This window comes from Pseudomonas frederiksbergensis (assembly GCF_900105495.1).
Taxonomy (GTDB): Bacteria; Pseudomonadota; Gammaproteobacteria; order Pseudomonadales; family Pseudomonadaceae; genus Aquipseudomonas; species Aquipseudomonas frederiksbergensis.
In genome coordinates, this window is the sequence record NZ_FNTF01000002.1 from 60,795 (window position 1) to 85,993 (window position 25,199).

At 59.2% G+C, this 25,199-nt stretch carries 22 protein-coding genes and 4 tRNA genes; 6 read left to right on the forward strand and 20 right to left on the reverse strand.

The window, feature by feature from the left end; all coding sequences use genetic code 11:
- The first annotated feature begins 166 nt into the window (after positions 1-166).
- Positions 167-565, forward strand: coding sequence for an HvfA family oxazolone/thioamide-modified RiPP metallophore (locus tag BLW70_RS00850; RefSeq protein ID WP_074870996.1), 399 nt, complete (start codon positions 167-169; stop codon positions 563-565).
- A gap of 114 nt (positions 566-679) precedes the next feature.
- On the opposite strand, the gene BLW70_RS00855 is transcribed toward BLW70_RS00850, so the two are convergent.
- The 7 genes from BLW70_RS00855 to rluD all read right to left on the reverse strand — a co-directional run bounded on the left by BLW70_RS00855 (position 680) and on the right by rluD (position 5,773).
- Positions 680-756: transfer RNA gene (locus BLW70_RS00855), tRNA-Pro, on the reverse strand.
- 97 nt (positions 757-853) lie between these two features.
- Positions 854-929 (reverse strand) — tRNA-Lys (locus BLW70_RS00860).
- 5 nt (positions 930-934) lie between these two features.
- Positions 935-1,011: transfer RNA gene (locus BLW70_RS00865), tRNA-Pro, on the reverse strand.
- Positions 1,012-1,020: 9 nt separating this feature from the next.
- Positions 1,021-1,096: transfer RNA gene (locus BLW70_RS00870), tRNA-Asn, on the reverse strand.
- Between the two features lie 298 nt (positions 1,097-1,394).
- Entirely contained in the window at positions 1,395-3,959 is a 2,565-nt protein-coding gene (gene clpB / locus BLW70_RS00875) for an ATP-dependent chaperone ClpB (RefSeq protein WP_074870998.1), read from the reverse strand.
- A gap of 129 nt (positions 3,960-4,088) precedes the next feature.
- Positions 4,089-4,814, reverse strand: coding sequence for a peptidoglycan editing factor PgeF (gene pgeF / locus BLW70_RS00880; protein ID WP_074871000.1), 726 nt, complete (start codon positions 4,812-4,814; stop codon positions 4,089-4,091).
- Positions 4,811-5,773, reverse strand: a complete 963-nt coding sequence (gene rluD / locus BLW70_RS00885) for a 23S rRNA pseudouridine(1911/1915/1917) synthase RluD (RefSeq protein ID WP_007942311.1) — start codon at positions 5,771-5,773, stop codon at positions 4,811-4,813. Before rluD ends, pgeF begins: the two co-directional genes overlap by 4 nt.
- A 151-nt stretch (positions 5,774-5,924) precedes the next feature.
- On the opposite strand from rluD, the gene BLW70_RS00890 reads away from it, so the two are divergent.
- The 4 genes from BLW70_RS00890 to BLW70_RS00905 all read left to right on the forward strand — a co-directional run bounded on the left by BLW70_RS00890 (position 5,925) and on the right by BLW70_RS00905 (position 10,225).
- On the forward strand, positions 5,925-6,947 hold the full coding sequence (locus tag BLW70_RS00890; RefSeq protein ID WP_074871002.1) for an outer membrane protein assembly factor BamD: 1,023 nt from the start codon (positions 5,925-5,927) through the stop codon (positions 6,945-6,947).
- Positions 6,948-7,069: 122 nt separating this feature from the next.
- Entirely contained in the window at positions 7,070-7,303 is a 234-nt protein-coding gene (locus BLW70_RS00895) for a PP0621 family protein (protein ID WP_074871005.1), read from the forward strand.
- The gene (locus tag BLW70_RS00900) at positions 7,293-8,882 is read left to right on the forward strand and encodes a sensor histidine kinase (RefSeq protein WP_074871008.1); all 1,590 of its coding nucleotides are present in this window, start codon (positions 7,293-7,295) and stop codon (positions 8,880-8,882) included. Before BLW70_RS00895 ends, BLW70_RS00900 begins: the two co-directional genes overlap by 11 nt.
- 2 nt (positions 8,883-8,884) lie before the next feature.
- Positions 8,885-10,225 (forward strand): sigma-54-dependent transcriptional regulator, encoded by a 1,341-nt coding sequence (locus BLW70_RS00905; RefSeq protein ID WP_074871010.1) that lies wholly within the window; start codon positions 8,885-8,887, stop codon positions 10,223-10,225.
- Between the two features lie 33 nt (positions 10,226-10,258).
- Here BLW70_RS00905 and thiO read toward each other — a convergent pair whose 3' ends face one another.
- Genes thiO through BLW70_RS00940 form a run of 7 tightly spaced genes read right to left on the reverse strand, consistent with a single transcriptional unit; the run spans position 10,259 to position 17,052 of the window.
- Positions 10,259-11,359, reverse strand: a complete 1,101-nt coding sequence (gene thiO, locus BLW70_RS00910) for a glycine oxidase ThiO (protein WP_074871013.1) — start codon at positions 11,357-11,359, stop codon at positions 10,259-10,261.
- Between the two features lie 56 nt (positions 11,360-11,415).
- The gene (locus BLW70_RS00915) at positions 11,416-11,811 is read right to left on the reverse strand and encodes a type IV pilin protein (protein WP_074871015.1); all 396 of its coding nucleotides are present in this window, start codon (positions 11,809-11,811) and stop codon (positions 11,416-11,418) included.
- Positions 11,812-11,825: 14 nt separating this feature from the next.
- Positions 11,826-14,945, reverse strand: coding sequence for a pilus assembly protein (locus BLW70_RS00920; protein ID WP_074871016.1), 3,120 nt, complete (start codon positions 14,943-14,945; stop codon positions 11,826-11,828).
- The gene (locus BLW70_RS00925) at positions 14,932-15,411 is read right to left on the reverse strand and encodes a pilus assembly PilX family protein (protein WP_074871018.1); all 480 of its coding nucleotides are present in this window, start codon (positions 15,409-15,411) and stop codon (positions 14,932-14,934) included. The genes BLW70_RS00920 and BLW70_RS00925 overlap by 14 nt, the downstream gene beginning before the upstream one ends.
- 11 nt (positions 15,412-15,422) lie before the next feature.
- Positions 15,423-16,136 (reverse strand): PilW family protein, encoded by a 714-nt coding sequence (locus tag BLW70_RS00930; protein ID WP_074871019.1) that lies wholly within the window; start codon positions 16,134-16,136, stop codon positions 15,423-15,425.
- Entirely contained in the window at positions 16,133-16,582 is a 450-nt protein-coding gene (pilV, locus tag BLW70_RS00935; RefSeq protein WP_074871020.1) for a type IV pilus modification protein PilV, read from the reverse strand. Before pilV ends, BLW70_RS00930 begins: the two co-directional genes overlap by 4 nt.
- Positions 16,579-17,052, reverse strand: a complete 474-nt coding sequence (locus BLW70_RS00940; protein ID WP_074871022.1) for a GspH/FimT family pseudopilin — start codon at positions 17,050-17,052, stop codon at positions 16,579-16,581. The genes pilV and BLW70_RS00940 overlap by 4 nt, the downstream gene beginning before the upstream one ends.
- A gap of 131 nt (positions 17,053-17,183) precedes the next feature.
- On the opposite strand from BLW70_RS00940, the gene BLW70_RS00945 reads away from it, so the two are divergent.
- A complete protein-coding gene (locus BLW70_RS00945; protein ID WP_074871025.1) occupies positions 17,184-17,741 on the forward strand; it encodes a GspH/FimT family pseudopilin in 558 nt (185 codons plus the stop codon).
- Here BLW70_RS00945 and ispH read toward each other — a convergent pair.
- The 6 genes from ispH to murJ all read right to left on the reverse strand — a co-directional run bounded on the left by ispH (position 17,710) and on the right by murJ (position 25,174).
- Positions 17,710-18,657: a 4-hydroxy-3-methylbut-2-enyl diphosphate reductase gene (gene ispH / locus BLW70_RS00950; protein ID WP_007901894.1), complete on the reverse strand. Its 948-nt coding sequence runs from the start codon at positions 18,655-18,657 to the stop codon at positions 17,710-17,712. The genes BLW70_RS00945 and ispH overlap by 32 nt on opposite strands.
- A gap of 116 nt (positions 18,658-18,773) precedes the next feature.
- Positions 18,774-19,211 (reverse strand): FKBP-type peptidyl-prolyl cis-trans isomerase, encoded by a 438-nt coding sequence (gene fkpB / locus BLW70_RS00955; protein ID WP_174553778.1) that lies wholly within the window; start codon positions 19,209-19,211, stop codon positions 18,774-18,776.
- 7 nt (positions 19,212-19,218) lie between these two features.
- Positions 19,219-19,731, reverse strand: a complete 513-nt coding sequence (lspA, locus tag BLW70_RS00960; protein ID WP_074871028.1) for a signal peptidase II — start codon at positions 19,729-19,731, stop codon at positions 19,219-19,221.
- A complete protein-coding gene (gene ileS, locus BLW70_RS00965; RefSeq protein ID WP_074871030.1) occupies positions 19,724-22,555 on the reverse strand; it encodes an isoleucine--tRNA ligase in 2,832 nt (943 codons plus the stop codon). Before ileS ends, lspA begins: the two co-directional genes overlap by 8 nt.
- The gene (gene ribF, locus BLW70_RS00970) at positions 22,556-23,506 is read right to left on the reverse strand and encodes a bifunctional riboflavin kinase/FAD synthetase (protein WP_074871032.1); all 951 of its coding nucleotides are present in this window, start codon (positions 23,504-23,506) and stop codon (positions 22,556-22,558) included. It lies immediately after the preceding gene.
- 129 nt (positions 23,507-23,635) lie between these two features.
- Positions 23,636-25,174, reverse strand: a complete 1,539-nt coding sequence (gene murJ / locus BLW70_RS00975; RefSeq protein WP_074871036.1) for a murein biosynthesis integral membrane protein MurJ — start codon at positions 25,172-25,174, stop codon at positions 23,636-23,638.
- Positions 25,175-25,199: the final 25 nt, after the last annotated feature.

Consider the following 25,199-nt stretch of genomic DNA (forward strand, 5'->3'; position numbering starts at 1 on the left):
TTTCATCCCCTTCGCTTACAAACTCCCCCTTGCGCGACACAGTAGCGATACACCACGCCCGCTAAATGGCCGCTCCCGAGCAAGGCTACCGCCAGCTACGGTTATCGCCGCATTTGCGTGGCGTCCTTTATCGAACGGTTGTGTCGTGCAACCCAGGAGTATTGAAATGTCCCGTACCACCAAAAACACTATCGGTTTGCTCGGCGCTGTTTTGGCCGGAGGAATGATGTTGTCCGGTTCGGTGTTCGCCGCGCAACCACTGACTCAGGGCTACCTGCTGGCCTCGGCCGAACAGGTCGTGAAGACTCCTGAAGGGAAATGTGGCGAGGGCAAGTGTGGCGATGCCTCGATGGCAAAAACCGACACGGATGACGACGGCAAGGTATCCCGTGCCGAATTCCAGAAAGTTGCGCCGAAATCCAATTTCGACAAGATCGACACCAACCATGACGGCTTCATCGACGAGCAAGAGGCATTCGATAACGTGAAAGCCAACTACGAAGCCAATGGCAAGAAAATGCCAAAAGGCCTGTTCGAGCATTTGAAAGACCAAGACGGCGCCTAATCTGCCGAGTACCAGGCCGCGCTTTTCCGTCGAGAAGCGCGGCTTTTTTGCATCTTGAACATTTTTCGAAGGCAAAAAAAATCCCCGTATCTTTCGATACGAGGATTTTTAATATGGTCGGGGTAAGGGGATTCGAACTCCTGACATCCTGCTCCCAAAGCAGGCGCGCTACCGGACTGCGCTATACCCCGGTAATAAAAAGGCGACCTTTAAAAAGTCGCCTTCTTCGATCAGTGCTTTTGGCCTCTGATCTTAAGATCTGATCCCAGCGTGAACTGGTTTCAAAAATGGTGGGTCGTGTGGGATTCGAACCTACGACCAATTGGTTAAAAGCCAACTGCTCTACCAACTGAGCTAACGACCCAAAAATGGTCGGGGTAAGGGGATTCGAACTCCTGACATCCTGCTCCCAAAGCAGGCGCGCTACCGGACTGCGCTATACCCCGGCTTGAAATTGGCTCCGTGACCAGGACTCGAACCTGGGACCCAATGATTAACAGTCATTTGCTCTACCGACTGAGCTATCACGGAACTACATATTTCAATTTACAACTGTGAAGCTTGCTTCACCTCTTCGACCCGTTCGCATCGCTGCGTTCGTGTGTCTGAGGCGCGCTATTCTACAATCTTAAGCACCTCTGTCAACCCCCTAAATTGCTTTCAAGTTAATGATTTGCAACTTATTTCAGATTCCGGCTTGGGGAGCTGGAACCCTTCAGGGCGACTTACTGCGGGGCGCACTTTACAAGCCTTTTCCTTAGAGTTCAACAGCCTGGCGAAAAAAAGGCCTCGCAATGCGAGGCCTTATCCATTGCACTGCCGTTTAGAGTCAGACGAAAACGATTTCGTCGTTTTCCACAGTGCCTGTTGCGGTGTCGCCTGGCATGAAACGACCGGACAGAATCAGCTGCGCCAGCGGGTTCTCGATCCAGCGCTGAATGGCTCGTTTGAGCGGCCGTGCGCCGTAAACCGGGTCGTAACCCACCGCGATCAGCTTATCCATGGCCTCAGGGCTCAGATCAAGCTTCAACTCGCGCTCGGTCAGGCGACTGCGCAGGCGACCCAACTGGATCTCGGTAATGCCCGCGATCTGATCCCGAGCCAGCGGCTCGAAGATCACCACTTCATCGACCCGGTTGATGAACTCCGGCCGGAAGTGCGTGGAAATTGCGTCCATCACTGCCGCACGCTGAGCCTCACGATCACCGACCAACTCCTGGATCTGCACCGAACCGAGGTTGGATGTCATGACAATCACGGTATTTTTGAAATCCACCGTGCGGCCATGACTGTCGGTCAGCCGGCCATCCTCCAGCACTTGCAGCAAGATGTTGAAAACGTCCGGGTGGGCCTTCTCGACCTCATCCAGGAGGATCACCGAATAAGGCTTGCGACGCACCGCCTCGGTCAGGTAACCGCCCTCTTCATAGCCTACGTAGCCTGGTGGCGCCCCGATCAGGCGAGCCACGGAATGTTTCTCCATGAACTCGGACATGTCGATCCGCACCATCGCCTCTTCCGTATCAAAGAGGAACTCGGCCAGTGCCTTGCACAGCTCGGTTTTACCGACACCGGTCGGGCCGAGGAACATGAACGAACCGCTCGGGCGATTCGGGTCGGACAAACCGGCGCGGGAGCGCCGCACCGCATTGGAAACGGCAATTACCGCTTCGTCCTGGCCGATCACACGTTGGTGCAACAGGCTTTCCATCTTCATCAGTTTTTCGCGCTCGCCTTCGAGCATTTTCGACACCGGAATACCGGTCCACTTCGACACGACTTCGGCGATCTCTTCTTCAGTCACTTTGCTGCGCAGTAACTGGTTTTCAGTTTTGCCATGTTGGTCGACCATTTGCAGGCTGCGCTCCAGGTCCGGGATGATCCCGTACTGCAACTCCGCCATGCGGTTCAGATCGCCTTTGCGGCGGGCAGCTTCCAGTTCCTGACGGGACTGTTCGATTTTCTGCTGGATCTGCGCAGAACCCTGGACTTCGGCTTTTTCCGCGTTCCAGATTTCCTCCAGGTCCGAGTACTCACGTTCGTGACGGACGATCTCTTCCTGGAGTTTTTCCAGGCGTTTCTTCGCCGCGTCGTCGCTTTCTTTCTTCAGCGCCTGGGATTCCACCTTCAGCTGAATCAGCCGACGCTCCAGACGATCCAGTACTTCCGGCTTGGAGTCGATCTCCATGCGGATGCGGCTGGCCGCTTCGTCGATCAGGTCGATGGCTTTGTCCGGCAGCTGACGATCGGTGATGTAGCGGTGACTGAGCTTGGCCGCAGCGATGATTGCGCCGTCGGTAATCGCCACCTTATGGTGAACCTCATAACGCTCTTTCAGGCCACGCAGAATCGCGATGGTGTCTTCTTCACTCGGCTCATCCACCAAGACTTTCTGGAAGCGCCGCTCGAGGGCCGCATCCTTCTCTATATATTGGCGGTACTCGTTGAGTGTGGTCGCGCCGACGCAGTGCAGCTCACCACGGGCCAACGCTGGCTTGAGCATATTGCCCGCGTCCATCGAGCCTTCGCCTTTACCGGCGCCGACCATGGTGTGCAGTTCGTCGATGAACAGAATGATCTGCCCTTCCTGCTTCGACAGTTCGTTGAGCAGGGATTTGAGGCGTTCTTCGAACTCGCCACGGTACTTGGCACCGGCAATCAGCGACCCCATGTCCAGGGACAGCAGGCGCTTGCCCTTGAGTCCATCTGGCACTTCGCCGTTGATGATGCGCTGGGCCAGGCCTTCGGCGATGGCGGTTTTACCCACGCCAGGCTCACCGATCAGCACCGGGTTGTTCTTGGTGCGGCGTTGCAGGACTTGAATGGTCCGGCGAATTTCGTCGTCACGGCCGATCACCGGATCGAGCTTGCCTTCTTCGGCACGCTTGGTCAGGTCGACGGTGTATTTATCCAGCGCCTGGCGCGATTCTTCATGGTTGGCGTCATTGACGGCCTCACCACCACGCAGGTTGGTGATCGCGTTTTCCAGGGCTTTCTTGCTGACGCCCTGACCGAGCAACAATTTGCCAAGCTTGCTGTTCTCGTCCATGGCGGCGAGCAACACCAACTCGCTGGAGATGAACTGGTCGCCCTTCTGCTGGGCCAGGCGGTCGGCCTGGTTGAGCAGACGCGCCAGATCCTGCGACATGTTGACGTCGCCGGTCGGGTTCTGGATTTTTGGTAGTTGATCGAGCTCTTTGGTCAGCTCTTTGCGCAGGCTGTTGACGTCGAAGCCAACCTGCATCAACAGGGGTTTGATCGAACCACCCTGCTGTTCAAGCATGGCTTGCATCAAGTGCGCCGGTTCAATGCCCGGATGATCGAGGCCGACGGCCAGGGATTGGGCGTCGGACAAGGCTAACTGCAACTTGCTGGTTAAACGGTCTATACGCATGGGTCACCTTCCTTTTGAGCAGGCCGGACCTATGAAACATCCTGAATGAAGAAACCTGCCAGATATCACTTAGATGTGGTCGATTCTGGGAGATTCAAGCGTCGTGATGTTGATGTAGATCAGAGAAGTCTAGCGTTCGAGCCAGACCAAGGAGGCAAACCGACCGGTGCGCGGGCTGCGGCGGTAGGAAAAGAAGCGAGGATCGGTCACGGTGCAGAAACCGCCGCCATAAACAGCGGTAACCCCGCGAGTGGCCAGGCGCAAACGCGCCAGCTCATAGATGTCGGCCATGAATTTGCCAGCATTTTGACTCGGCACAAAGGCTTTGGCGGCTTCGGGCAATTGTTCGACGAAGGTTTCGCGCACTTCCGGGCCGACTTCAAAGGCTTGCGGACCAATGGCGGGGCCGAGCCAGACCAGCACTTCTTCTGGCGGCACGGCCAGGCTGTCGAGGGTTGCTTCCAGCACACCCGCCGCCAACCCGCGCCATCCGGCATGAGCCGCCGCTACGCGAGTACCGGCACGGTCACAGAACAGCGCCGGCAGGCAATCCGCGGTCATCGCCGTGCAGGCAATACCGGGTGTTGCCGTCCAGCTGGCATCGGCAGTGGCCGTAAGGCTTGGGTCTGCGTGGGCCACGGCAATGCCGTGAACCTGATTTAACCAGGCCGGTTGAATAGAGAAATGATCGGTGAGGCGACGGCGGTTTTCGGCAACAGCTTCGGGGCTGTCATCGACGTGATCGCCGAGATTGAGGCTGTCGAACGGCGCCAGACTGACGCCGCCCGCACGGGTGGTAACACAGGCTTTCACCCCGGCAGGCGCAGGCCAGTCGGGAATCAGCCAGTCACTCATCCGATGAACGCCTCGCGGTCTTGCTTGAGCAGCGTCAGCAACCAGACGAAATCATCCGGCAGTGGCGATTCCCAGCTCATGCGTTTACCGGTGGTCGGGTGATCCAGTTCCAGGAACCGCGCATGCAGTGCCTGACGCGGGAACGCCTTCAACGATTCGACCATGGTCACACTGGCTGCCGGCGGAATGCGGAAACGACCGCCGTAGGCAGGATCTCCGACCAACGGATAGTTGATATGGGCCATGTGCACACGAATCTGGTGCGTACGACCGGTTTCCAGCTTCACCCGCACGTGCGTGTGGGAGCGGAAACGCTCGAGCACGCGGTAATGACTGACGGCCTGCTTGCCACCTTCCATCACGGCCATGCGCTGGCGTTGCTGACCGTGACGACCGATCGGCGCGTTGATCTTGCCGCCGGCAGTCACCACACCGATCACGATGCACTCGTAGATCCGGCTTACGCTGCGGCTCTGCAATTGCGTGACAAGCTGTGTCTGCGCCTGAATGGTCTTGGCCACCACCATCAGACCGGTGGTGTCCTTGTCCAGGCGATGCACGATACCGGCGCGGGGCACATTGATGATGTCCGGCACGTGGTGCAGCAAGGCGTTGAGCAAGGTGCCATCAGCGTGACCGGCGGCAGGATGCACCACCAGGCCCGCGGGTTTGTTGATCACCAGGATGTCGTCGTCTTCATAGACGATGTCCAGCTCGATGTCTTGAGCGATCCATTCGCCCTGAGCTTCCTGCTCGGCAGTGAGTTCAAGAATGGCACCACCGTGAACAATGTCTCGCGGGCGGATAACCGCCCCATCCACAGTCAGGCGGCCGTCTTTGATCCAGGCGGAAAGGCGCGAGCGCGAGTGCTCAGCGAATAATTGTGCGGCGACTTGATCGAGGCGTTGGCCGCCCAATTCGGACGGCACCTCTGCGCGAAGTTCAATTTTATCGGACATGCTCAGACTAGGCGTCGGCACAGCCTTTGGTTTCGGCTGCGCGCTTGTGGTTAAATACGGCGTCTTTTGCCCCGAGGCTATTCAACGGGGCGCTCATCATAACAGGACGGCCTCGCCCAAGACAGCGGCCGTCATAGGGACGCAAGCCGCCATGCAAGTGAAACACCTGCTGCTGATCGCCATCCTCGCATTGACCGCTGCTTGCTCATCGAAGGAAGTCGTAGACGAAAACCTGAGCGAGGTCGAGCTGTACCAGCAGGCTCAGCACGATCTGGACAACAATAGCTACACCGCCGCCACAGCCAAGCTGAAGGCGCTGGAGTCGCGTTATCCGTTCGGTCGCTACGCCGATCAGGCTCAACTCGAGCTCATCTACGCCAACTACAAGAACACCGAGCCTGAAGCAGCGAAGTCCGCCGCCGAGCGCTTCATTCGCCTGCACCCGCAGCACCCGAACGTGGATTACGCGTATTACCTCAAGGGTCTGACTTCCTTCGACCAGGACGTCGGCCTGTTGTCGCGCTTCCTGCCGCTGGACATGACCAAGCGTGACCCGGGCGCTGCCCGCGACTCCTACAACGAGTTCGCCCAGCTGACCAGCCGCTTCCCCAACAGCCGCTACTCGCCTGACGCCAAGCAGCGCATGATCTACCTGCGCAACCTGCTGGCAGCCTACGAGATTCACGTTGCCGACTACTACCTGACCCGTCAGGCCTATGTCGCCGCCGCGAACCGTGGCCGCTACGTGGTGGAAAACTTCCAGGAAACCCCTTCGGTCGGTGACGGCCTGGCGGTGATGACAGAGGCCTACCAGCGTCTGCACCTGGATGACCTGGCTGCCACCAGCCTCGAAACCCTGAAGCTCAACTACCCGAACCATCCAAGCCTGGTCGACGGTCAGTTCCAGCCTTCGGTGGCCGAAGCCGACAACCGCTCGTGGTTGAGCAAGGCGACCCTGGGCCTGATCGAGTCCCGTCCACCGCTGCCGCCGGGCGAAACCCGCGCCAACCAGGACGTGCAGAGACAGTTCCAGGACGCCAAGGACTCGATTCCGAACGAGCTCAAGCCTAGAGATGAAAACGGCGACGTGATCGAAGAAGAGGAACACGAGTCCGAAGCCAATAACAGCGATCGCTCGTGGTTCAGCTACATGACCTTCGGCGTGTTTGACTGACACATCGGGCGGTACGAAAAGGAGCCTTTCGAGGCTCCTTTTTTATGGACTCGATGATTACGCTGTGCGCTGGTCATGTCCTTGGCTAAACTGGTTCATCACTCGTCGAATAGCAGCTCATCATGCTTCGTTTACTATTCTGGATCGCCCTGATTGCCGCTGCGGTATGGTTATGGCGCAAGTTCAAGGGCCAGGCTTCCGTGCCCAAGTCATCTGCCGAGCTGGAAGCGGCGCCCATGGTCCGCTGTGCCCATTGCGGCGTACACCTGCCACGCGACCGCGCGCTGAGCCTTCAACAACAGTGGTATTGCAGCCAGGCTCATCTTGAGCAAGGCCCGGGCTCCAGTGATCGCTGAGACCTCCAGTCCCGGCAGCAAACAGGCCCAGCGACTGCTGCGCCTCTATCACCTCTACCGTTTGAGCATCGGCATCACCCTGGTGCTGTTGATCGCCAGCAACATGGACAACCAGTTGCTGACGTTCAGCAATGACGACCTGCTGCGCAGTGGCAGCTGGTTTTACCTGGTGCTGAACATCCTGCTGGTGGTATTCCTCGGGAACACCCGGCGCCCGGCGCAACTGTTCAGCCTGGCGCTGACCGACGTCCTGCTGCTGTGCGGTCTGTTCTACGCCGCCGGCGGTGTGGCCAGCGCCATCGGCAACTTGCTGATCGTATCGGTCGCCATCAGCAACACCTTGTTGCGAGGGCGCATCGGGCTGCTGATTGCCGCCGTTGGCGCGCTCGGCATTGTCGGGCTGAGCTTCCTCCTCAGTTTCAGCCATCCCGCCACCCCCAACGATTACCTGCAAGTCGGCACGCTCGGCGCCTTGTGTTTTGCTGCGGCATTGCTGGTGCAAGGGCTGATCCGACGCCTGGAGGTCAGCGAAACCCTCGCCGAACAACGGGCCAGCGAAGTCGTCAGTCTCGAAGCCCTCAACGCCCTGATCCTGCAACGCATGCGTACCGGCATCCTGGTTCTCGACGACAAGCGGCGCGTTCAACTGGCCAACCACAGCGCCTTGAACCTGTTAGGCAGGGAAAATCTCGCAGGCCAACTGATCGACGACTACTTGCCCAGCCTGGTCGAACGCCTGCAACTGTGGCTCAACAATCCAACGCTGCGTCCCCAGAGCCTGAAAGTCGCCAGCAGTGGTCTGGAGCTGCAACCGAGCTTCATTGCCCTGGACCAAAGCCCGCACCACCAGACTCTGGTCTTTCTCGAAGACCTCGCGCAAATCGCTCAACAAGCCCAGCAGTTGAAACTCGCCGCCCTTGGTCGCCTGACCGCCGGTATCGCCCATGAAATCCGCAATCCACTGGGCGCCGTTAGTCATGCCGCGCAGCTATTGCAGGAATCAGAGGAACTGAACAGCGCGGATCGACGTCTGACCCAGATTATTCAAGACCACTCTCAGCGAATGAATCGGGTAATCGAAAACGTCCTGCAACTGTCCCGCCGCCAGCAAACCGTAGCGCAGCGGCTTGATCTGAAGCCGTGGCTGGAACAGTTCGTCAACGAAACCCGCGCCAGAGCGACCGAGCATCAGCAGATTCACCTGCGCATCGGCTCAGGAGACTTCAAAACCCTGATGGATCCAGACCAGTTGACTCAGATTCTCGACAATCTGTTGCGCAATGCCTGGCGCCATAGCGCCTTGAATCACGATCAGGCACAGGCTTGGCTCGAGCTGTTCGTCGACCCGGACAGCCAGCTGCCGGTCCTCGAGATCCTGGACGATGGCCCCGGCGTAGCACCGGAGCATCAGGTGCACTTGTTTGAACCGTTCTTCACCACCAGCACCCAAGGCACCGGCCTGGGGCTTTATCTGTCCCGTGAGCTGTGCGAAAGCAATCAGGCCCGCCTAGACTTCAAACCACGCCAAGACGGCGGCTGCTTTCGCATCACTTTCGCTCACGGACGGAAACAAGGTTGAACATGAGCCCACGGCAAAAAGTCCTGATCGTCGATGACGAGCCGGATATCCGCGAATTGCTGGAAATCACCCTGGGACGGATGAAACTCGACACGTTCAGTGCCCGCAACCTCGGCGAAGCCCAGGCCCTGCTGTCGCGAGAGACGTTCGACTTGTGCCTCACCGACATGCGTTTGCCGGACGGCACCGGCCTTGAGCTGGTGCAACACATTCAGCAACGCCACCCAAACGTACCGGTGGCAATGATCACCGCTTATGGCAGCCTGGAAACGGCGATCAACGCCCTCAAGGCCGGTGCCTTTGATTTCCTGACCAAACCGGTGGACCTCACTCGCTTGCGGGAACTGGTCAGTAGCGCGCTTCGGTTGCCTGCGCCGGGCGTCACCGGCATCGCCATCGATCGCCGGCTGCTGGGTGATTCACCGCCCATGCGCGCCTTGCGCAAACACATCGATAAACTGGCCCGCAGCCAGGCGCCGGTGTACATCAGTGGCGAATCCGGCAGCGGCAAGGAACTGGTCGCGCGACTGATCCATGAGCAAGGGCCGCGCGCCAGCAAACCGTTTGTCCCGGTCAATTGCGGGGCGATTCCGTCAGAATTGATGGAAAGCGAATTTTTCGGGCATCGCAAAGGCAGCTTTAGCGGTGCCATCGAAGACAAACCCGGACTGTTCCAGGCGGCCCATGGCGGCACCCTGTTCCTCGACGAAGTGGCTGATTTGCCGCTGGCGATGCAGGTCAAACTGCTACGGGCCATACAGGAAAAAGCCGTTCGCGGTGTCGGTGAGCAACAGGAAACCGTGGTCGATGTGCGTATCCTGTGCGCCACTCACAAAGACCTCGACGCCGAAGTCGCCGCCGAACGCTTTCGCCAGGATTTGTACTACCGATTGAACGTGATCGAACTACGAGTGCCGTCCTTGCGCGAACGCCGTGACGACATTGAATCCCTTGCCAGCCATGTGCTCAAACGCCTGGCCATCAGCACCGGCCAACCCGCCGCAAAACTCCACCCCCAAGCCCTCGACGCGCTGAAAAGCTATCGTTTCCCCGGCAATGTGCGGGAACTGGAGAACGTGCTCGAACGGGCGCACACGTTGTGCGAAAACAAACAAATTGAAACCAGCGACCTGCGACTGGCCGAAGGCAACTGCAACCCGGAAGGCGGTGTGCCGGACCTGACGCAGATCGACAATCTGGAAGACTACCTGGAAAACATCGAACGCAACCTTATCCTCCAGGCCCTGGAAGAAACCCGCTGGAACCGCACGGCGGCGGCTCAGCGGTTGAATCTTTCATTCCGGTCGATGCGTTACAGGCTCAAAAAATTCGGGTTGGATTGAAGGCGACCTGACAGGCGCCGAAAAATCCCGCGACTAAATCCGCCCGATCGGTGCATACGGCGCCGGATCAATGATCGGCTCACGCCCCAGCATCACATCCGCAAACAACTGACACGACGCAGGCGCCAGCACCAAGCCATTACGGTAATGCCCGCAATTCAGCCAAAGCCCTTCGAACCCCGGCACCCGACCGATGTAAGGAATGCCCTCCGGCGAGCCCGGGCGCAACCCGGCCCAATGACCGACGACCTCGGCATCCGCCAGTGCAGGAATCAACTCCACCGCCGATGCCTTCAGGCTCTCCAGGGCAGATTCGGTCGGCGTTTTGTCGAAGCCTTCATGCTCCAGCGTACTGCCGATCAGAATGTGCCCGTCGCGCCGAGGAATCGCATAACGTCCCTTGGCCAGAACCATGCTCGGCAGGAAATCCGCTGCGCATTTGTAGAGAATCATCTGCCCTTTCACCGGTTCGACCGGCAGCTCCAGATCCAGGCTCTTGAGTAAATCACCGCTCCAGGCGCCCGCAGTCAGCACCACCTGATCACCATGAATCGCTCCCGCCGAGGTCTGCACCCCGACCACCGTAGCGCCTTCACGGATAAATCCGCTGACTTCACACTGCTCATGAATCGTCACGTTCGGCAGCGCCAGCAACGCAGCCTTGAGGGACTTCACCAGCCGCGGGTTGCGAACATTGGCCACATCGGCCATGTAGATCGCCCGGGAAAAACCGCTCCCCAATACCGGCACCGCGTCGTGAGCCGCCGAGATATCCACAGCTCGTAACGGACGGTTTTCCCGCTCGGCCCAGGCCAGCGCCTCGGCCTCGTCATCCAGGTCCAGCCAGTACAACCCGGTGGTATGCACCTCGGGATCGACACCGGTGGCGGCAAACAGTCGCTCACCCAGCTGTGGATAAAAATCCTGGGACCAATGCGCCAACGCGGTGACCGCCGGGCTGTAGCGCCACGGGTAGAGCGGAGAAACGATGCCGCCACCCGCCCAGGACGACTCCTGACCGACGTTCGAGCGATCCAGCAGCACAACGCTCTGCACTTCGGATGCGAGATTGAACGCCGTCAGCAGGCCAATCACGCCGCCGCCGACAATCACCACTTGCTGTTGCCTGGTCATGTTCTGATCCAACCGTTAAATAGACAGAGGGTACAAAAGGCACCCGGAAAAGGAACTCAGCGCCCCCAGCAATCCTTGGTCGTGGCCGTCGCATTGACCATGCTTCTGACGCCAGTGTTGGTGAGAGTGAAATCACCGCACTTGTCAGCGGCCATGGCCTTGCCGGGCTTGCGCACCGCCGTCAGCAGGAAGGTCTGATCGGTCAGGGTCGGGGTGATGGTGTAGAAGTCATTACCGGAGCTCAGGCCGGTGGCATTGGTGTAGACATTAGTCTTCGAATAGTGGCGTTCAAGGATCTGCGCTTGTTCGGAGAGCAGGCCGGCGACTTCAGTGCGTCGGCCCTTGTTCACATACTCGGTGAGGCTCGGGTAGCCAATGGTGATGACGATCCCGATGATCGCAATCACGATCATGATTTCGATCAGGGTAAAACCTCGGTTGGATCTGCGCATGCCTCAACTCTCACTTACTGTATTTGCCGCCACATGATGCGACGGCTGCCGCCGCTGCCGGGCTTTTCCACCAGGGAGCTGATGCCACCGCTGGAGTCGTTCACAATCTTGCGGGTCGCATTGTTGACGATCGCGTTCAGCGTCGGAATACCACCGGTGAAAATCACTCCGCTGGAGATCGAATCCTTGATGTCGACCAACCCGTCGCCATTGCTGTCGAGCACCGCGTAATTGAGCATCTTACCGCTGAATGCATCGAGCTCGACCAGTTTGCCGGTACCGAAACTGGCGCAAGGATCGGTGGTGTCGACGCTGGCCGTGGTGAACACGATCCGGCTGGCCACCAGATTGGCCTGATTGATTACCCGCTCTCCCGTCAGCACGTTGTTGTACACCAGCGGCAAGTACCAGCCTTTCTTCGCCGGGTAGATCACTTCGTTCTGGCTGGTGGTGATGAATTGCCCCGTGCTGCCCGAAAAAACGCCGGTCACCGCCTGCGCCTGCAAGCTGGAAGCGGTGACTTGTCCCGCGCCACCCTCCGCATCCCACACCGCGTAGAACGCCTGTAGATCCTTGTTGGTCTTGTCGGCCGCCTCATTGAATTTACCGGTACCGAAAAACACTTCCTTGCCGCCCAATGCGTGATCGGCCAGCAACGGTTGCGCAGTAATCGGTTGGGTCGCGCCGCCTGCCGTGGTGAAAAACGGCTTGCCGGAAAACGCCACGCCCCAGGTGTCGGAGCTAGTGCCACTCAAATCGAACTTCCACAATCGCCCTTTCAGATCGCCCCCATAGGCGGCCTGCACCACATTTTGCGAGTTGACCCTGAGCTTCACCGACGACAGGCCATTGGTGGTTTCCGTGCTGTCGACCACGATTTTCTTGATCAGCGAGCCGTCGCGGATATCCACCACATACAGCGCTGCCACCCCGGAGTTGCTGCCATAACCGTTGGAAATGAATGCCGCCCATCGACCGTCGGCCAAGCGGGCCACTTCCGGTCGCGCGTAGGCATAACCCAGATCATTGAAAACGTTCGCCGTGTTTGCTGTGGCCGGCGCGCTGATCTCCCACAACGCTTTCGTTACGTTACCGGCCGATGCGTCGAACAGTTGCAGTGCATAAAAGGTTTTGCCGCCCGCCCCTGTTCCTCCAATCGCCAGGGTTTTCCAGGCGCTGTCGAGTTGGGTATCGAACACGCCGACCTGACCGTCGACCAGGTATTTGTGGCTCACCCCATTGATGTAAGTGGGGTCAGCGATGTAGCGCAATGCTGGCAGCACACTGGAGGGCATATAACCGTAGCGTCTGACACCGCTGGTCGAGTTGATGACATTTACAAAACCGTCGTTGGCGTTCACCACAAGACTGGCGGTCATGTTGGCCGCTTTGATGGCGAGGTAGGAGCTGTAAGTGGTGTCACCCACCAGATCGGACGCGGTTTGGTCCGTGGGCCCGGCCAGCACGAGAGGCGAATTGATGATATCGCCGAGCAATACACTGCGCGTTCTCAATCCGGTTTTGTTGGTGCCTTTGCTCCACTCCACCAGATCGCTGCCGGTGATACCCGTGGGCAGGTCCTGGCTGAGAGAGGTCTGCTGCGCCGAGGAAAAATTGCCGTAGGCCAGGGTAACAGCGGCGTTGGTCACGGTATTCCAGGACTGGTAGGTCGGCGCGGCAGCACCGGGCACGATGGTGGTATCGGTCGTCCACAGCACTGCGGCCGTGTTCACCGCGCCAGCCGATGTGAAGCCAAAAGACTTGATGGTGCCGCGCCAGTCCTTGGGGTCGTAGCTGGTCTGGAAGTAACTTGAATTGCTGGACAACGTCGTGCCGTTGGCCACACCACTGCCGCCAGAGCCCGCCTTGGAGGTGATGTCGCTGAGGGCTGAAGACAGCGAGCTGTTGAGCCCGGTGTCATCAGTCGCCTGGTAGTACTTGCCCTGCCCGTAGGTCGCGGCGTCCGCCAGCATTTGGTTTGCCGCGGCAAACCCCACGGTGTAGGTACTCATGTTCTGCCGAGGAAAATCCGCGGCATCCCAGCTTTTGCCAGCGGCATCGACTCCCGTGGAGCGCATGTCGATATCGAAGGCAAACTTGGCGATGTCATCCAGGTACAGGGTATCGCCCTCGTCGTCGCCAAAGCGGTTAGCGCCATCGTTGTTGCTGATCCCGTCCCAGTTCGGCAAGAGGCTCCCAGCCAGCGGATCGTCAGGGGGGAAGGTTCGGTCGTAGGTGGGCAGTCCATCGGTGATCACCACCCCATAGTTTCTCTGGCAGCGATACTGAACCGGGCTGGTATAGGTGGTGGGCCTCGAGTTGTTGTACGGCGTCATGCCACGAAAATAACGGGTGATCTCGTAATAGGCTTCAGCCAAGGGCGTATTGGCCTGGGCGCTCAGTTCATCGATTCCGGCGATCAAGTCATTGTAGTTTTCATCGGCCTGAGCCTGGGTCACGGAGCCGCTGACGGCCGCCAAATCGCTGATCGAACGGACGATGTAACCGCCGTCATTCTTATGGTTGCCGACCGCCAGGTTGAACGTCGCCAGACCAATGCGCAGCGAGCGGTTGCTGGCCACCAACGTCTTGGAAACGTTGCGCGCCACATTCATCCGGTAATCATTGGGAATCGAGCCATCGGTGAAATCCCGGTCGGAATTCTTTGCAAGGCTTACCAGATACGACAGGTATTTCGCCGAATAGCGAGTGTCCTCCCCCCCCACCGGATCGGGAAGCTTCAGGCAAAACGAATCCTGACCGATAACACTGTTGCTATAAAAACCGTACCAATCCTTCGAACAGGTTCCTCGAGTCAAACTCGACAAGGAAATATTGCTGTCGGTCATATCAAGTTCCCGCCCTTTCGAGCAGGAGCCATTCGAGAGGCAAATACTCACCTGAGGACGCGCAATCGTCGGGTCGAAGTCAGCCGCCCAGATAATGCTGTTCATACTCCCCGAGTCATCGAGTAACAGCATCACATTGGGGGCCACGGCGGCGGCATTCAACAGCGGCGAATCCGAGGGTGTGAAGGCATATGTCGGCGCTGCCAGATAAAGGCTCGACGCCGCGCCGCAGAACAACTGCAACAACCAACGGCGCCAGCCTGTGCGGGCCTCAGTACTTCGCATAGATACTCTCCACCACACTGCGCGAGTTGCCCGCGATGCCCACGGCGGTCACCCGGTACAGCGTTGCCGACGTGTTGCTCGGCACGTTCACGGCGGTCAGGGTGGTGCCGATGTTCTGCACCCCGTAAAAGCCGCTACCAGAGGCGATCCAGGCCACCCCCGATGTTGAGTTGAACCCGGCGACGGTTATGACCGACGCTTCGGCCGGCGGCGCACATTGAATGGTGCCGCTGCAAACCGGCAAGGAATAGGTATCCAGTTGCACCGCGCTTTCGCCGACACGCAATGCCGCTTCTGCGCCCTGGAACGACTGGTTGCGCAGGATCACACTGCTGGCCATTTTTTCCTGCAACGTGGCGCTCTGCATTGATGAAAGCCCGATCAACGTCAGCACCAGGAGAAACACCAGGCTGACCAACAGCGCCATGCCGCGCTGGGCGTGAGGGGTCATGGGAGCATTTCTCATCGGCCCTCCCCTCATGGCAACCGGTTGCGCAAGGCGGCAACCACGTTGAAGGTTTGTTCGCGTACCCGGTCGTTGGGGTCGGTCAGCGTCAGCGTCAGTCGCACACTGCGGATTCTTGCCGGATCGGATGGGTTGCTGCTGTAGGTAGAGGCGGCCGAATCGGTGGCCGAACTGGCGAGGCCGAAGCTCACATTGAAGGCCCTGACATTGTTCACCAGCACCTGTTGCGTCGGCGTGCCGGCACCGGAGCCCATCAGCAGTTGGTTGTTGTTGAAGCTGTAGACCAATCGCCGGATCGGAAATGCCAACTGCCCAGACGTCGGCGTTCGTGCATCGGTGTAGGCCGTTGCGGTGTTGCGGCAATCGGAAATCACCGTCCAGGTTGGCACCCCGCCACTGCCGCCGACATCGGCGGTAACCAGCGTTAATTTAAGATTGGCATTGTCCCAACTGATCGGCGTGATTTGACTGGCGTTGAAGTTCCCGGCCGAGCTGGCGTCGATAATCGTGCCCAGGCAACCGAACATGCCGACCATGCGGATTTCCTGAATCATTTTGCTCAGGACGAACCGTGCATCTTCCTGCATGCCGGCGGCGGTGCTCTGACTGACGTAGGTGTTTTTAGCGGCGATAAAGATCTGCGCCACACCCAGCACCACAACCAGACTCAACGCCAGGGCGATCAGTAATTCGATCAGGCCGAACCCTTTGCTGGCTCTGATCATGGTGTTGTCGCCGGATCAACGGTGGCGCGGCTGGTAAGGACAAAACTGCGGCGCGAATCGGCGGTATTGGCGGCCCGTGAGTCGTCCCAGGTGATGGTAATGGTGTACACCCGCTGGTTGCGGGTGATGCTGCCGGTCGCCGTGGCGCCGGCGAAATTGACGATGTTGCTGGTGAAATCGTAAAGGTCCTGATCCCGGGCCACGCTCAGGTTGCCCGAGGTCGGAGGCGTGACGGTGTAGTCGGCGCCGGAGTTGGCGCGAATGCGGTCCATCATGTCGTAGGCGATGAAACTCGCCTGGCTGGTCATCCGCGAGCTGTCAGTGTATTTCAGCGCATTGAGCTGAATCGCCGCCGCGCCCAACAACCCTACGGCCAGCACCAACAACGCGACCAGTACCTCGATCAGCGTCATGCCTTCCTGTGCGCGCTTGCTCCAACCCCTCATCCGCAACTTCCACCCAATAGAATTCGTCCGTTCAAACACACATTCAGCGTCCTGCTCTGCGCCCCCAGTACATAACCGATCACGACCGCCGTGGACGGCGCCGACAAACCGCCCAGATTGTTGAAATCAATTGCGGTCACTCCTGAGGTTAGCGTCAGAGTCGCCCCGCTGCTCATTGCTGGAACAACCCGCAATACATTGGCCGGATTGCCAGTACCGTCATAAACGGTCAACTCGCCGGTCCAGACACTGTCGTCTGCTGTCGGGCGAACCCGGGTGGTAACGCCCCGGTCGATAGCCTCAAGCCGGGCGAAATTGAGCGCGCGTTGCAGGTCGCCGATCTCGGTATCGGCCTTGGTGTTTTGCACCGAGCGGGTAAACGCCGGCACGGCCAAGGTGATCAGGATCAGAAACACGGCGAGCGCGATCAGCAGCTCGACCAGCGTGAAACCTTTTGTACGATGATCCATCGGTGCCCTCCGTTGCCGTCGGCTATACCTGCTTCTACACGCTAGAACATTCGACCGGCAGATGTACGGTTGTTTTGCCATTACTCGCGCAGGGATCGCGCGGGCCGCAGCACTCCAGGGAGGGAGATGACATGCATCAGCGAGGTTTCAGCCTGATCGAACTGCTCATGGGACTGACAATTGTCGGGATTGTTCTGCTGTTGGTCAGTCCGGCGTTTGCTGCACTGACTGAATCGAACTATCGCGAGCAGATGGCCGAGTCGCTTATCAGTGGTATACGCAACGCCAGAACCGTTGCCATCACTCGCAATCAGAGCGTCGTGATTCACGCCATCAACGGTGACTGGAGTGAGGGCTGGCGGATCATTCTGGATATCAGTGGCAAAGGGGCGGAGGACAACAGCAATCCGCTGCTGGTCGAGCGCGCGAGTGGCACTCGGGTGCCGATTGTCGGCAATTGGCCGGTCAGGCGATACATACGCTTCAACAGTAATGGCGAGCCACAGATGCCCGGCCGGGCCTTTCAAGCGGGGACATTGCACATTTGCGCCGCCGGCGAACCGGTCACTCAGCTGCAGGTGGTGCTGGCTGCGACCGGCCGTGTCAGCCTGCGCAGCCATAAGGCTGAGCAGGCGCTGTGTCCAGCGGGCAAAAACGTTAAAGCAGGGAGCGCACGCGCAACTCTTTAGGCATGGAGAAGGTGATGTTCTCCTCGCGACCGGCCAGCTCATCGGCACCGGTAGCGCCCCACGCCTGCAACTGCTGGATCACGCCACGCACCAGCACTTCCGGTGCGGAGGCGCCAGCGGTGATGCCGATTCGCTCGACACCGTCGAACCAGCTCTTTTGCAGGTCTTCGGCGCCATCGATCAGATAGGCCGGGGTGGCCATGCGCTCGGCCAGTTCACGCAGGCGATTGGAGTTGGAGCTGTTCGGGCTGCCGACCACCAGGACCACGTCGCATTCGTCGGCCAGTTGCTTGACCGCGTCCTGACGGTTTTGCGTGGCATAGCAGATGTCGTCCTTGCGCGGACCGCCGATGGCCGGGAACCGAGTACGCAAGGCGTCGATTACGCGACTGGTATCGTCCATGGACAGGGTGGTCTGGGTGACGAAGGCGAGTCTTTCAGGGTTGTTCACCTGCAATTCGGCGACGTCTTTTTCGTCTTCGACCAGATAGATCGCGCCGCCATTGCTGCCATCGTATTGGCCCATGGTGCCTTCGACTTCCGGGTGACCGGCGTGGCCGATGAGGATGCATTCACGGCCATCGCGGCTGTAGCGTGCCACTTCGATGTGTACCTTGGTCACCAGCGGGCACGTGGCGTCGAACACCTTCAGGCCACGGCCAGCGGCTTCAGTGCGCACAGCCTGGGAAACACCGTGGGCGCTGAAGATCACGATCACGTCATCGGGCACCTGATCCAGTTCTTCGACGAAAATTGCCCCGCGAGCACGCAGGTCTTCGACGACGAATTTGTTGTGGACCACTTCGTGGCGCACATAGATCGGCGGCCCGAAGACTTCCAGGGCGCGATTGACGATTTCAATCGCCCGGTCCACACCGGCGCAGAAGCCACGGGGGTTGGCGAGTTTGATTTGCATGCGGTGCCTCGTGTCTTGCGCGCAAGAAATAGCGAAAACAGTGAAAACTTAATGTGGGAGCGAGCCTTTGTGGTGAGGGGATTTATCCCCTCGCCACAAAGGCTCGCTCCTACAAGTTACAACGATTTGACGTTGATGATCTCGACGTCAAAGGTCAATGCCTTGCCGGCCAGCGGGTGGTTGAAGTCGATGGTCACTTGCTCGTCATCGAACTCTTTCACAACGCCAGGCAGTTCAGTATTGGCCGCATCGTTGAAGATCACCAGCAAGCCAGGCGACAGATCCATGTCCTTGAACTGCGAGCGCGGGATGATCTGTACGTTCTGCGGGTTGGGTTGGCCAAAAGCGTTTTCCGGCGCAATCGTCAGCGTACGCTTGTCGCCAGCCTTGAAGCCGAACAGCGCTGCTTCGAAACCTGGCAACAGGTTGCCGTCGCCGACCTTGAAGGTCGCCGGGGCTTTGTCGAAGGTGCTGTCGACCGTGTCGCCGTTCTCCAGGCGCAGTGCAAAGTGCAAGGTGACTTCCGTGTTCTGGCGGATGCGTTGCTCAGCCAATACCTGTTCAGTCATGAACGGCTTCTCCGGTTTTCTTACTTTTGAACATGTCCAGCGCAAGCATTACGGCACCGACAGTGATTGCACTGTCAGCAAAGTTGAACGCCGGGAAATACCAGCGGTTCTGCCAATGCACCAGAATGAAATCGATCACATGGCCCAGGGCAATGCGGTCGTACAAATTACCCAGCGCGCCACCCAGCACCAGCGCCAAAGCGACGGCCAGCCAGGTTTCGTTACGCCCCAGGCGCTTGAGCCATACCACCAGCACGCCACTGACCACTGCAGCGATCAGGGCAAACAACCAGCGCTGCCAGCCGGAACTGTCGGCCAGGAAGCTGAATGCCGCACCCGTGTTATAGGCCAGGGTCCAGCTGAACAAATCGGGGATCACCACGATTTGCTGGAACATCTCGAGCTTGCCTTCGAAGTAGAACTTGCTGGCCTGGTCGATGACCAGGACCAGCAAACTCAACCAGAGCCAGCTCAGCCGTCCGAAACGGCCAACGGCATTAGGCATAGTGACGAACCTCGCCAGCGCCGCTGATGTTGTCGACGCAACGACCGCAGATTTCCGGATGCTCCGGGTTCACGCCGACGTCTTCACGGCAGTGCCAGCAACGGGCGCACTTGGCGTGGCTCGACTTGACCACTTGCAGTTTCAAACCGCTGACTTCGGTGACCACGGCATCGGCCGGCGCCTGAACGAACGGTGCAACGGTCGCGGTCGAGGTGATCAATACGAAGCGCAGTTCGTTGCTCAGCTTGGCCAGGTCGGCGCTCAGCGCCTCTTCGGCGAACAGCGTCACTTCGGCTTGCAGGTTGCCACCGACGGCCTTGGCCGCGCGCTGGATTTCCATTTCCTTGTTGACCGCGACCTTCACCGCCATGATCCGCTCCCAGTAGGCGCGGTCCAGCTCGACGTTTTCCGGCAGCTCGGTCAGACCTTCGTACCAGGTGTTGAGCATGACCGATTCGTTACGCTCGCCCGGCAGGTACTCCCACAATTCGTCAGCGGTGAACGCGAGGATCGGCGCGATCCAGCGCACCAGCGCTTCGGAGATGTGGTACAGCGCGGTTTGCGCCGAACGGCGCGCCTTGCTGTTGGCGCCAGTGGTGTACTGACGGTCCTTGATGATGTCGAGGTAGAAACCGCCCAGCTCCTGCACGCAGAAGTTGTGGATCTTGGAGTAGACGTTCCAGAAGCGGTATTCACCGTAGTGCTCTTGCAGCTCGCGTTGCAGCAGCAGGGTGCGGTCCACGGCCCAACGGTCCAGCGCCAGCATTTCTTCGGCCGGCAGGATGTCGGTGGCCGGGTTGAAGCCGGTCAGGTTCGAGAGCAGGAAGCGCGCGGTGTTACGGATCCGCCGGTAGGCGTCCGCACTGCGCTGCAGGATCTGCTCGGAAACCGCCATTTCACCCGAGTAATCGGTGGAAGCGACCCACAGACGCATGATGTCGGCGCCCAGGGTGTCGTTGACCTTTTGCGGCGCGATCACGTTGCCCAGGGACTTGGACATCTTGCGGCCGGACTCGTCGACGGTGAAGCCGTGGGTCAGCAGCTCGCGGTATGGCGCGTGGTTGTCGATGGCGCAACCGGTCAGCAACGACGAGTGGAACCAGCCCCGGTGCTGGTCCGAACCTTCCAGGTACAGGTCGGCACGTGGACCGGTTTCGTGGCCCATCGGGTGCGAACCGCGCAGAACGTGCCAGTGCGTAGTGCCCGAGTCGAACCAGACGTCCAGGGTGTCGCTGATCTTGTCGTACTGCGGCGCTTCGTCACCGAGCAACTCGGCGGCGTCCATCTTGAACCAGGCTTCGATGCCTTCGACTTCGACGCGCTTGGCGACTTCTTCCATCAGCTCGGCGGTACGTGGGTGCAGCTCGCCGCTTTCCTTGTTCAGGAAGAACGGAATCGGCACACCCCAGTTGCGCTGACGGGAGATGCACCAGTCCGGGCGGTTGGCGATCATCGAGTGCAGGCGCGCCTGGCCCCAGGCCGGAACGAACTTGGTTTCTTCGATGGCTTTGATCGCCCGCTTGCGCAGGGTGTCGCCGGTCACAGGTTCTTTGTCCATGCCGATGAACCACTGCGCGGTGGCGCGGTAGATCAGCGGGGTCTTGTGACGCCAGCAGTGCATGTAGCTGTGTTCGATGATGCTGGTGTGCAGCAGCGCACCGACTTCGGTCAACTTGTCGACGATGGCCGGGTTGGCCTTCCAGATGAACTGGCCGCCGAAGAATTCCAGCGACGGTACGTAAACGCCGTTGCTTTGAACCGGATTGATGATGTCATCGTTGACCATGCCGTACTTCTTGCAGGTCACGAAGTCGTCCACGCCGTAGGCTGGCGAGGAGTGAACCACACCGGTGCCAGCGCCCAGTTCAACGTAGTCGGCCAGGTAAACCGGCGACAGGCGATCGTAGAACGGGTGACGGAAGTTGATCAGGTCCAGCTCTTTACCGGTGGTGGTCGCGATGACCGAGCCTTCCAGGTTGTAACGGGCCAGGCACGACTCGACCAGCTCTTCAGCCAGCACCAGCAGTTTGTCGCCGACGTCGACCAGGGCGTAGTTGAATTCCGGGTGAACGTTCAACGCCTGGTTGGCCGGGATGGTCCACGGGGTGGTGGTCCAGATCACGATCGAGGCAGGTTTGGCCAAGGACTCCAGCCCGAAAGCGGCAGCCAGTTTGGCCTCGTCGGCAATCGAGAATGCCACGTCGATGGTCGAGGACTTTTTGTTCTCGTACTCGACTTCTGCTTCAGCCAAAGCCGAACCGCAGTCGAAGCACCAGTTCACAGGCTTGAGGCCCTTGAACACGAAACCGCCCTTGACGATTTCGGCCAGGGCACGGATTTCGCCGGCCTCGTTTTTGAAGTCCATGGTCTTGTACGGGTTGGCAAAGTCGCCCAACACGCCCAGACGGATGAATTCGGATTTCTGGCCTTCGATCTGCTCGGTGGCGTAGGCACGGCACAGTTCGCGGGTCTTGTCCGCGCCCAGGTTCTTGCCGTGGGTCACTTCGACTTTGTGCTCGATCGGCAGACCGTGGCAGTCCCAGCCCGGAACATAAGGCGCGTCGAAACCCGAGAGGGTTTTCGAGCGGATGATCATGTCCTTGAGAATCTTGTTCAGCGCATGACCGATGTGAATCGTGCCGTTGGCGTACGGAGGACCGTCGTGAAGTACGAACTTCGGACGATCCTTGCCAATCTCGCGCAACTTACCGTACAGGCCAATGCTGTCCCAGCGCTGCAGAATCTGCGGTTCGCGCTGAGGCAGGCCGGCCTTCATTGGGAAGGCGGTGTCCGGAAGGTTTAGCGTGGCTTTATAGTCGGTCATTTAAGGCTCTTCATTAGCGATTGGCGCTAGGTGCGACAGGGCACGGGCGGCGGCAACATCCGCATTGATCGCCGTCTTAAGCGCCTCCAGAGAGGCGAAACGCTGCTCTTCACGCAGCTTGTGGTGGAAAACCACCGTCAAACGCCGGTCATACAGATCGCCGGCAAAATCTAAAAGATGCACTTCGAGGTGGGCTTTGCCATCACCTTGAACGGTTGGCCGCACGCCAATGTTGGCGACGCCTGGCCAGGTCTTGCCGTCGATGTCGACGTTGACCAGGTAAACCCCGGTCAGCGGCACGCGACGACGCTTGAGTTGTATGTTGGCCGTCGGCGTACCCAACTGGCGCGCCAGCTTCTGGCCATGCAGGACCCGCCCGGCAATCCGGAACGGACGCCCGAGCAGTCGCTCGGCCAGGGCAAAATCGGCAGCCGCCAAGGCATTGCGAACCTGGGTGCTGCTGACGCGAATACCGTCGAGTACGACCGTCTGTGCTGCTTCGACGGTAAAACCTTGCAGGACGCCGGCCTGTTGCAGGAAATCGAAATCCCCTACCCGGTCACAGCCGAAACGGAAATCGTCACCGACCTCCAGGTGCTGGACACCGAGGCCGTCCACCAGAATGGTATCGACGAATTCGGCGGCGCTGAGCTTGCTCAGGCGCTGGTTGAAGGCCAGGCACAGGACCCGGTCGACACCTTCTTCGGCCAGCAGCTGCAGTTTGTCCCGCAGCCGGGCCAGACGGGCCGGCGCCGTGTCCGGGGCGAAAAACTCCCGCGGCTGCGGCTCAAAAATCACCACGCAGCTGGGCACGCCCAACTCGAGCGCACGCTCACGGAGCCTCGCCAGGATAGCCTGGTGGCCGCGGTGAACACCGTCAAAGTTGCCAATAGTGGCGACACAGCCCCGATGCTGGGGGCGCAGGTTGTGGAGGCCTCGAACCAGCTGCATAACGCGCTTCTTGCTCATAAAGTGGTCGATTATAACCACACCCGGCGGCCGACGACAGGCAACACCGTAACCCAAAGTGATCGAGCCGACAAAACCGTCGATTCGCCCGTGTTTATCGAGGTCATGACCTCAGCTCAGCGCTTTGCGATTGAAGTCGCGCAAACGGAAGCCCATCAACAGCAACATGCCGAAATAAGCCACCACACCGGCAACGACCAATGCACCCAGACGCAGGAACCGCTCCAGCATATGCCCTTGATCCCAGGCTGGCATGAAATGCATTCCGACCAGTAACACAGCCGACATCACCAACACCGCTATCAACAGCTTGAAGCCAAATTTCGCCCAACCCGGTTGCGGTTCATACATCTGCTGTTTGCGCAGCTGATAGAACAGCAGCCCGGCGTTAATGCACGCGCCGATGCTGATGGCCAGCGCCAGGCCGGCATGGGCCAGCGGGCCGATCAACACCAGGTTGAACAACTGGGTAACGACCAGGGTAAAAATCGCAATTTTTACCGGCGTACGGATGTTTTGTTGCGCATAAAAGCCCGGCGCCAGCACTTTTATCACGATAATCCCGAGCAAACCGACCGAATAAGCGATCAGCGCCCGTTGGGTCATGGAGGCGTCAAACGCGCTGAACTGGCCGTACTGGAACAAGGAAACCGTCAACGGTTCGGCGAGAATCCCCAGTGCCAGTGAGCACGGCAACACCAACATAAAGCACAGGCGCAGCCCCCAATCGAGGATCCGCGAATATTCTTGGCGATCCTTGCTGGCGTAGGTCTTGGCCAGGGTCGGCAAGAGAATCGTGCCCAGCGCCACGCCCAGCACACCGGACGGTAATTCCATCAAACGGTCGGCGTAGTACATCCAGGACACGGAACCGGCGACCAGGAACGAGGCGAAAATAGTATTGATGATCAGCGAAATCTGGCTAACGGACACGCCGAGAATCGCCGGCAGCATTTGTTTCATGACCCGCCAGACGCCGCTGTCACGCAGGTTCAGGCGCGGCAACACCAGCAGTCCGAGCTTTTTCAGGTGCGGCAGCTGATAGAGCAATTGCGCCAGACCACCCACCAGCACTGCCCAGCCCAGCGCCATCACCGGCGGATCGAAGTACGGGGTCAGGAACAGCGAAAAGACGATCATGCTGACGTTGAGCAGTGTCGGTACAAAGGCCGGCACCGAGAAACGGTTGTAGGTATTGAGGATCGCACCGGCCAATGAAGACAGGGATATCAGCAAGATATAAGGAAAGGTCACGCGCAACAGGCTGGCCGTCAGCTCGAATTTTTCCGGCGTATCGGCGAAACCTGGCGCGGTCGCCCAGATGACCCACGGCGCAGCGAGCATGCCCAAAGCGGTGACCACCGCCAGCACCAGTGTCAGCAGGCCCGAGACGTAGGCAATGAAGGTTCGCGTCGCCTCCTCGCCCTTCTGGCTTTTATATTCGGCAAGAATCGGTACGAATGCCTGGGAAAAAGCCCCCTCGGCGAAGATCCGTCGCAGCAGATTGGGCAATTTGAAGGCGATAAAGAAGGCGTCAGTCGCCATCCCTGCGCCAAATATGCGCGCAATGAGAGTGTCACGAACGAACCCCAGAATCCGGGAAAGCATCGTGATAGAGCTGACGGCGGCTAACGATTTGAGCAGATTCATTGAAAGAGTTTGTGCCTGTCGATAA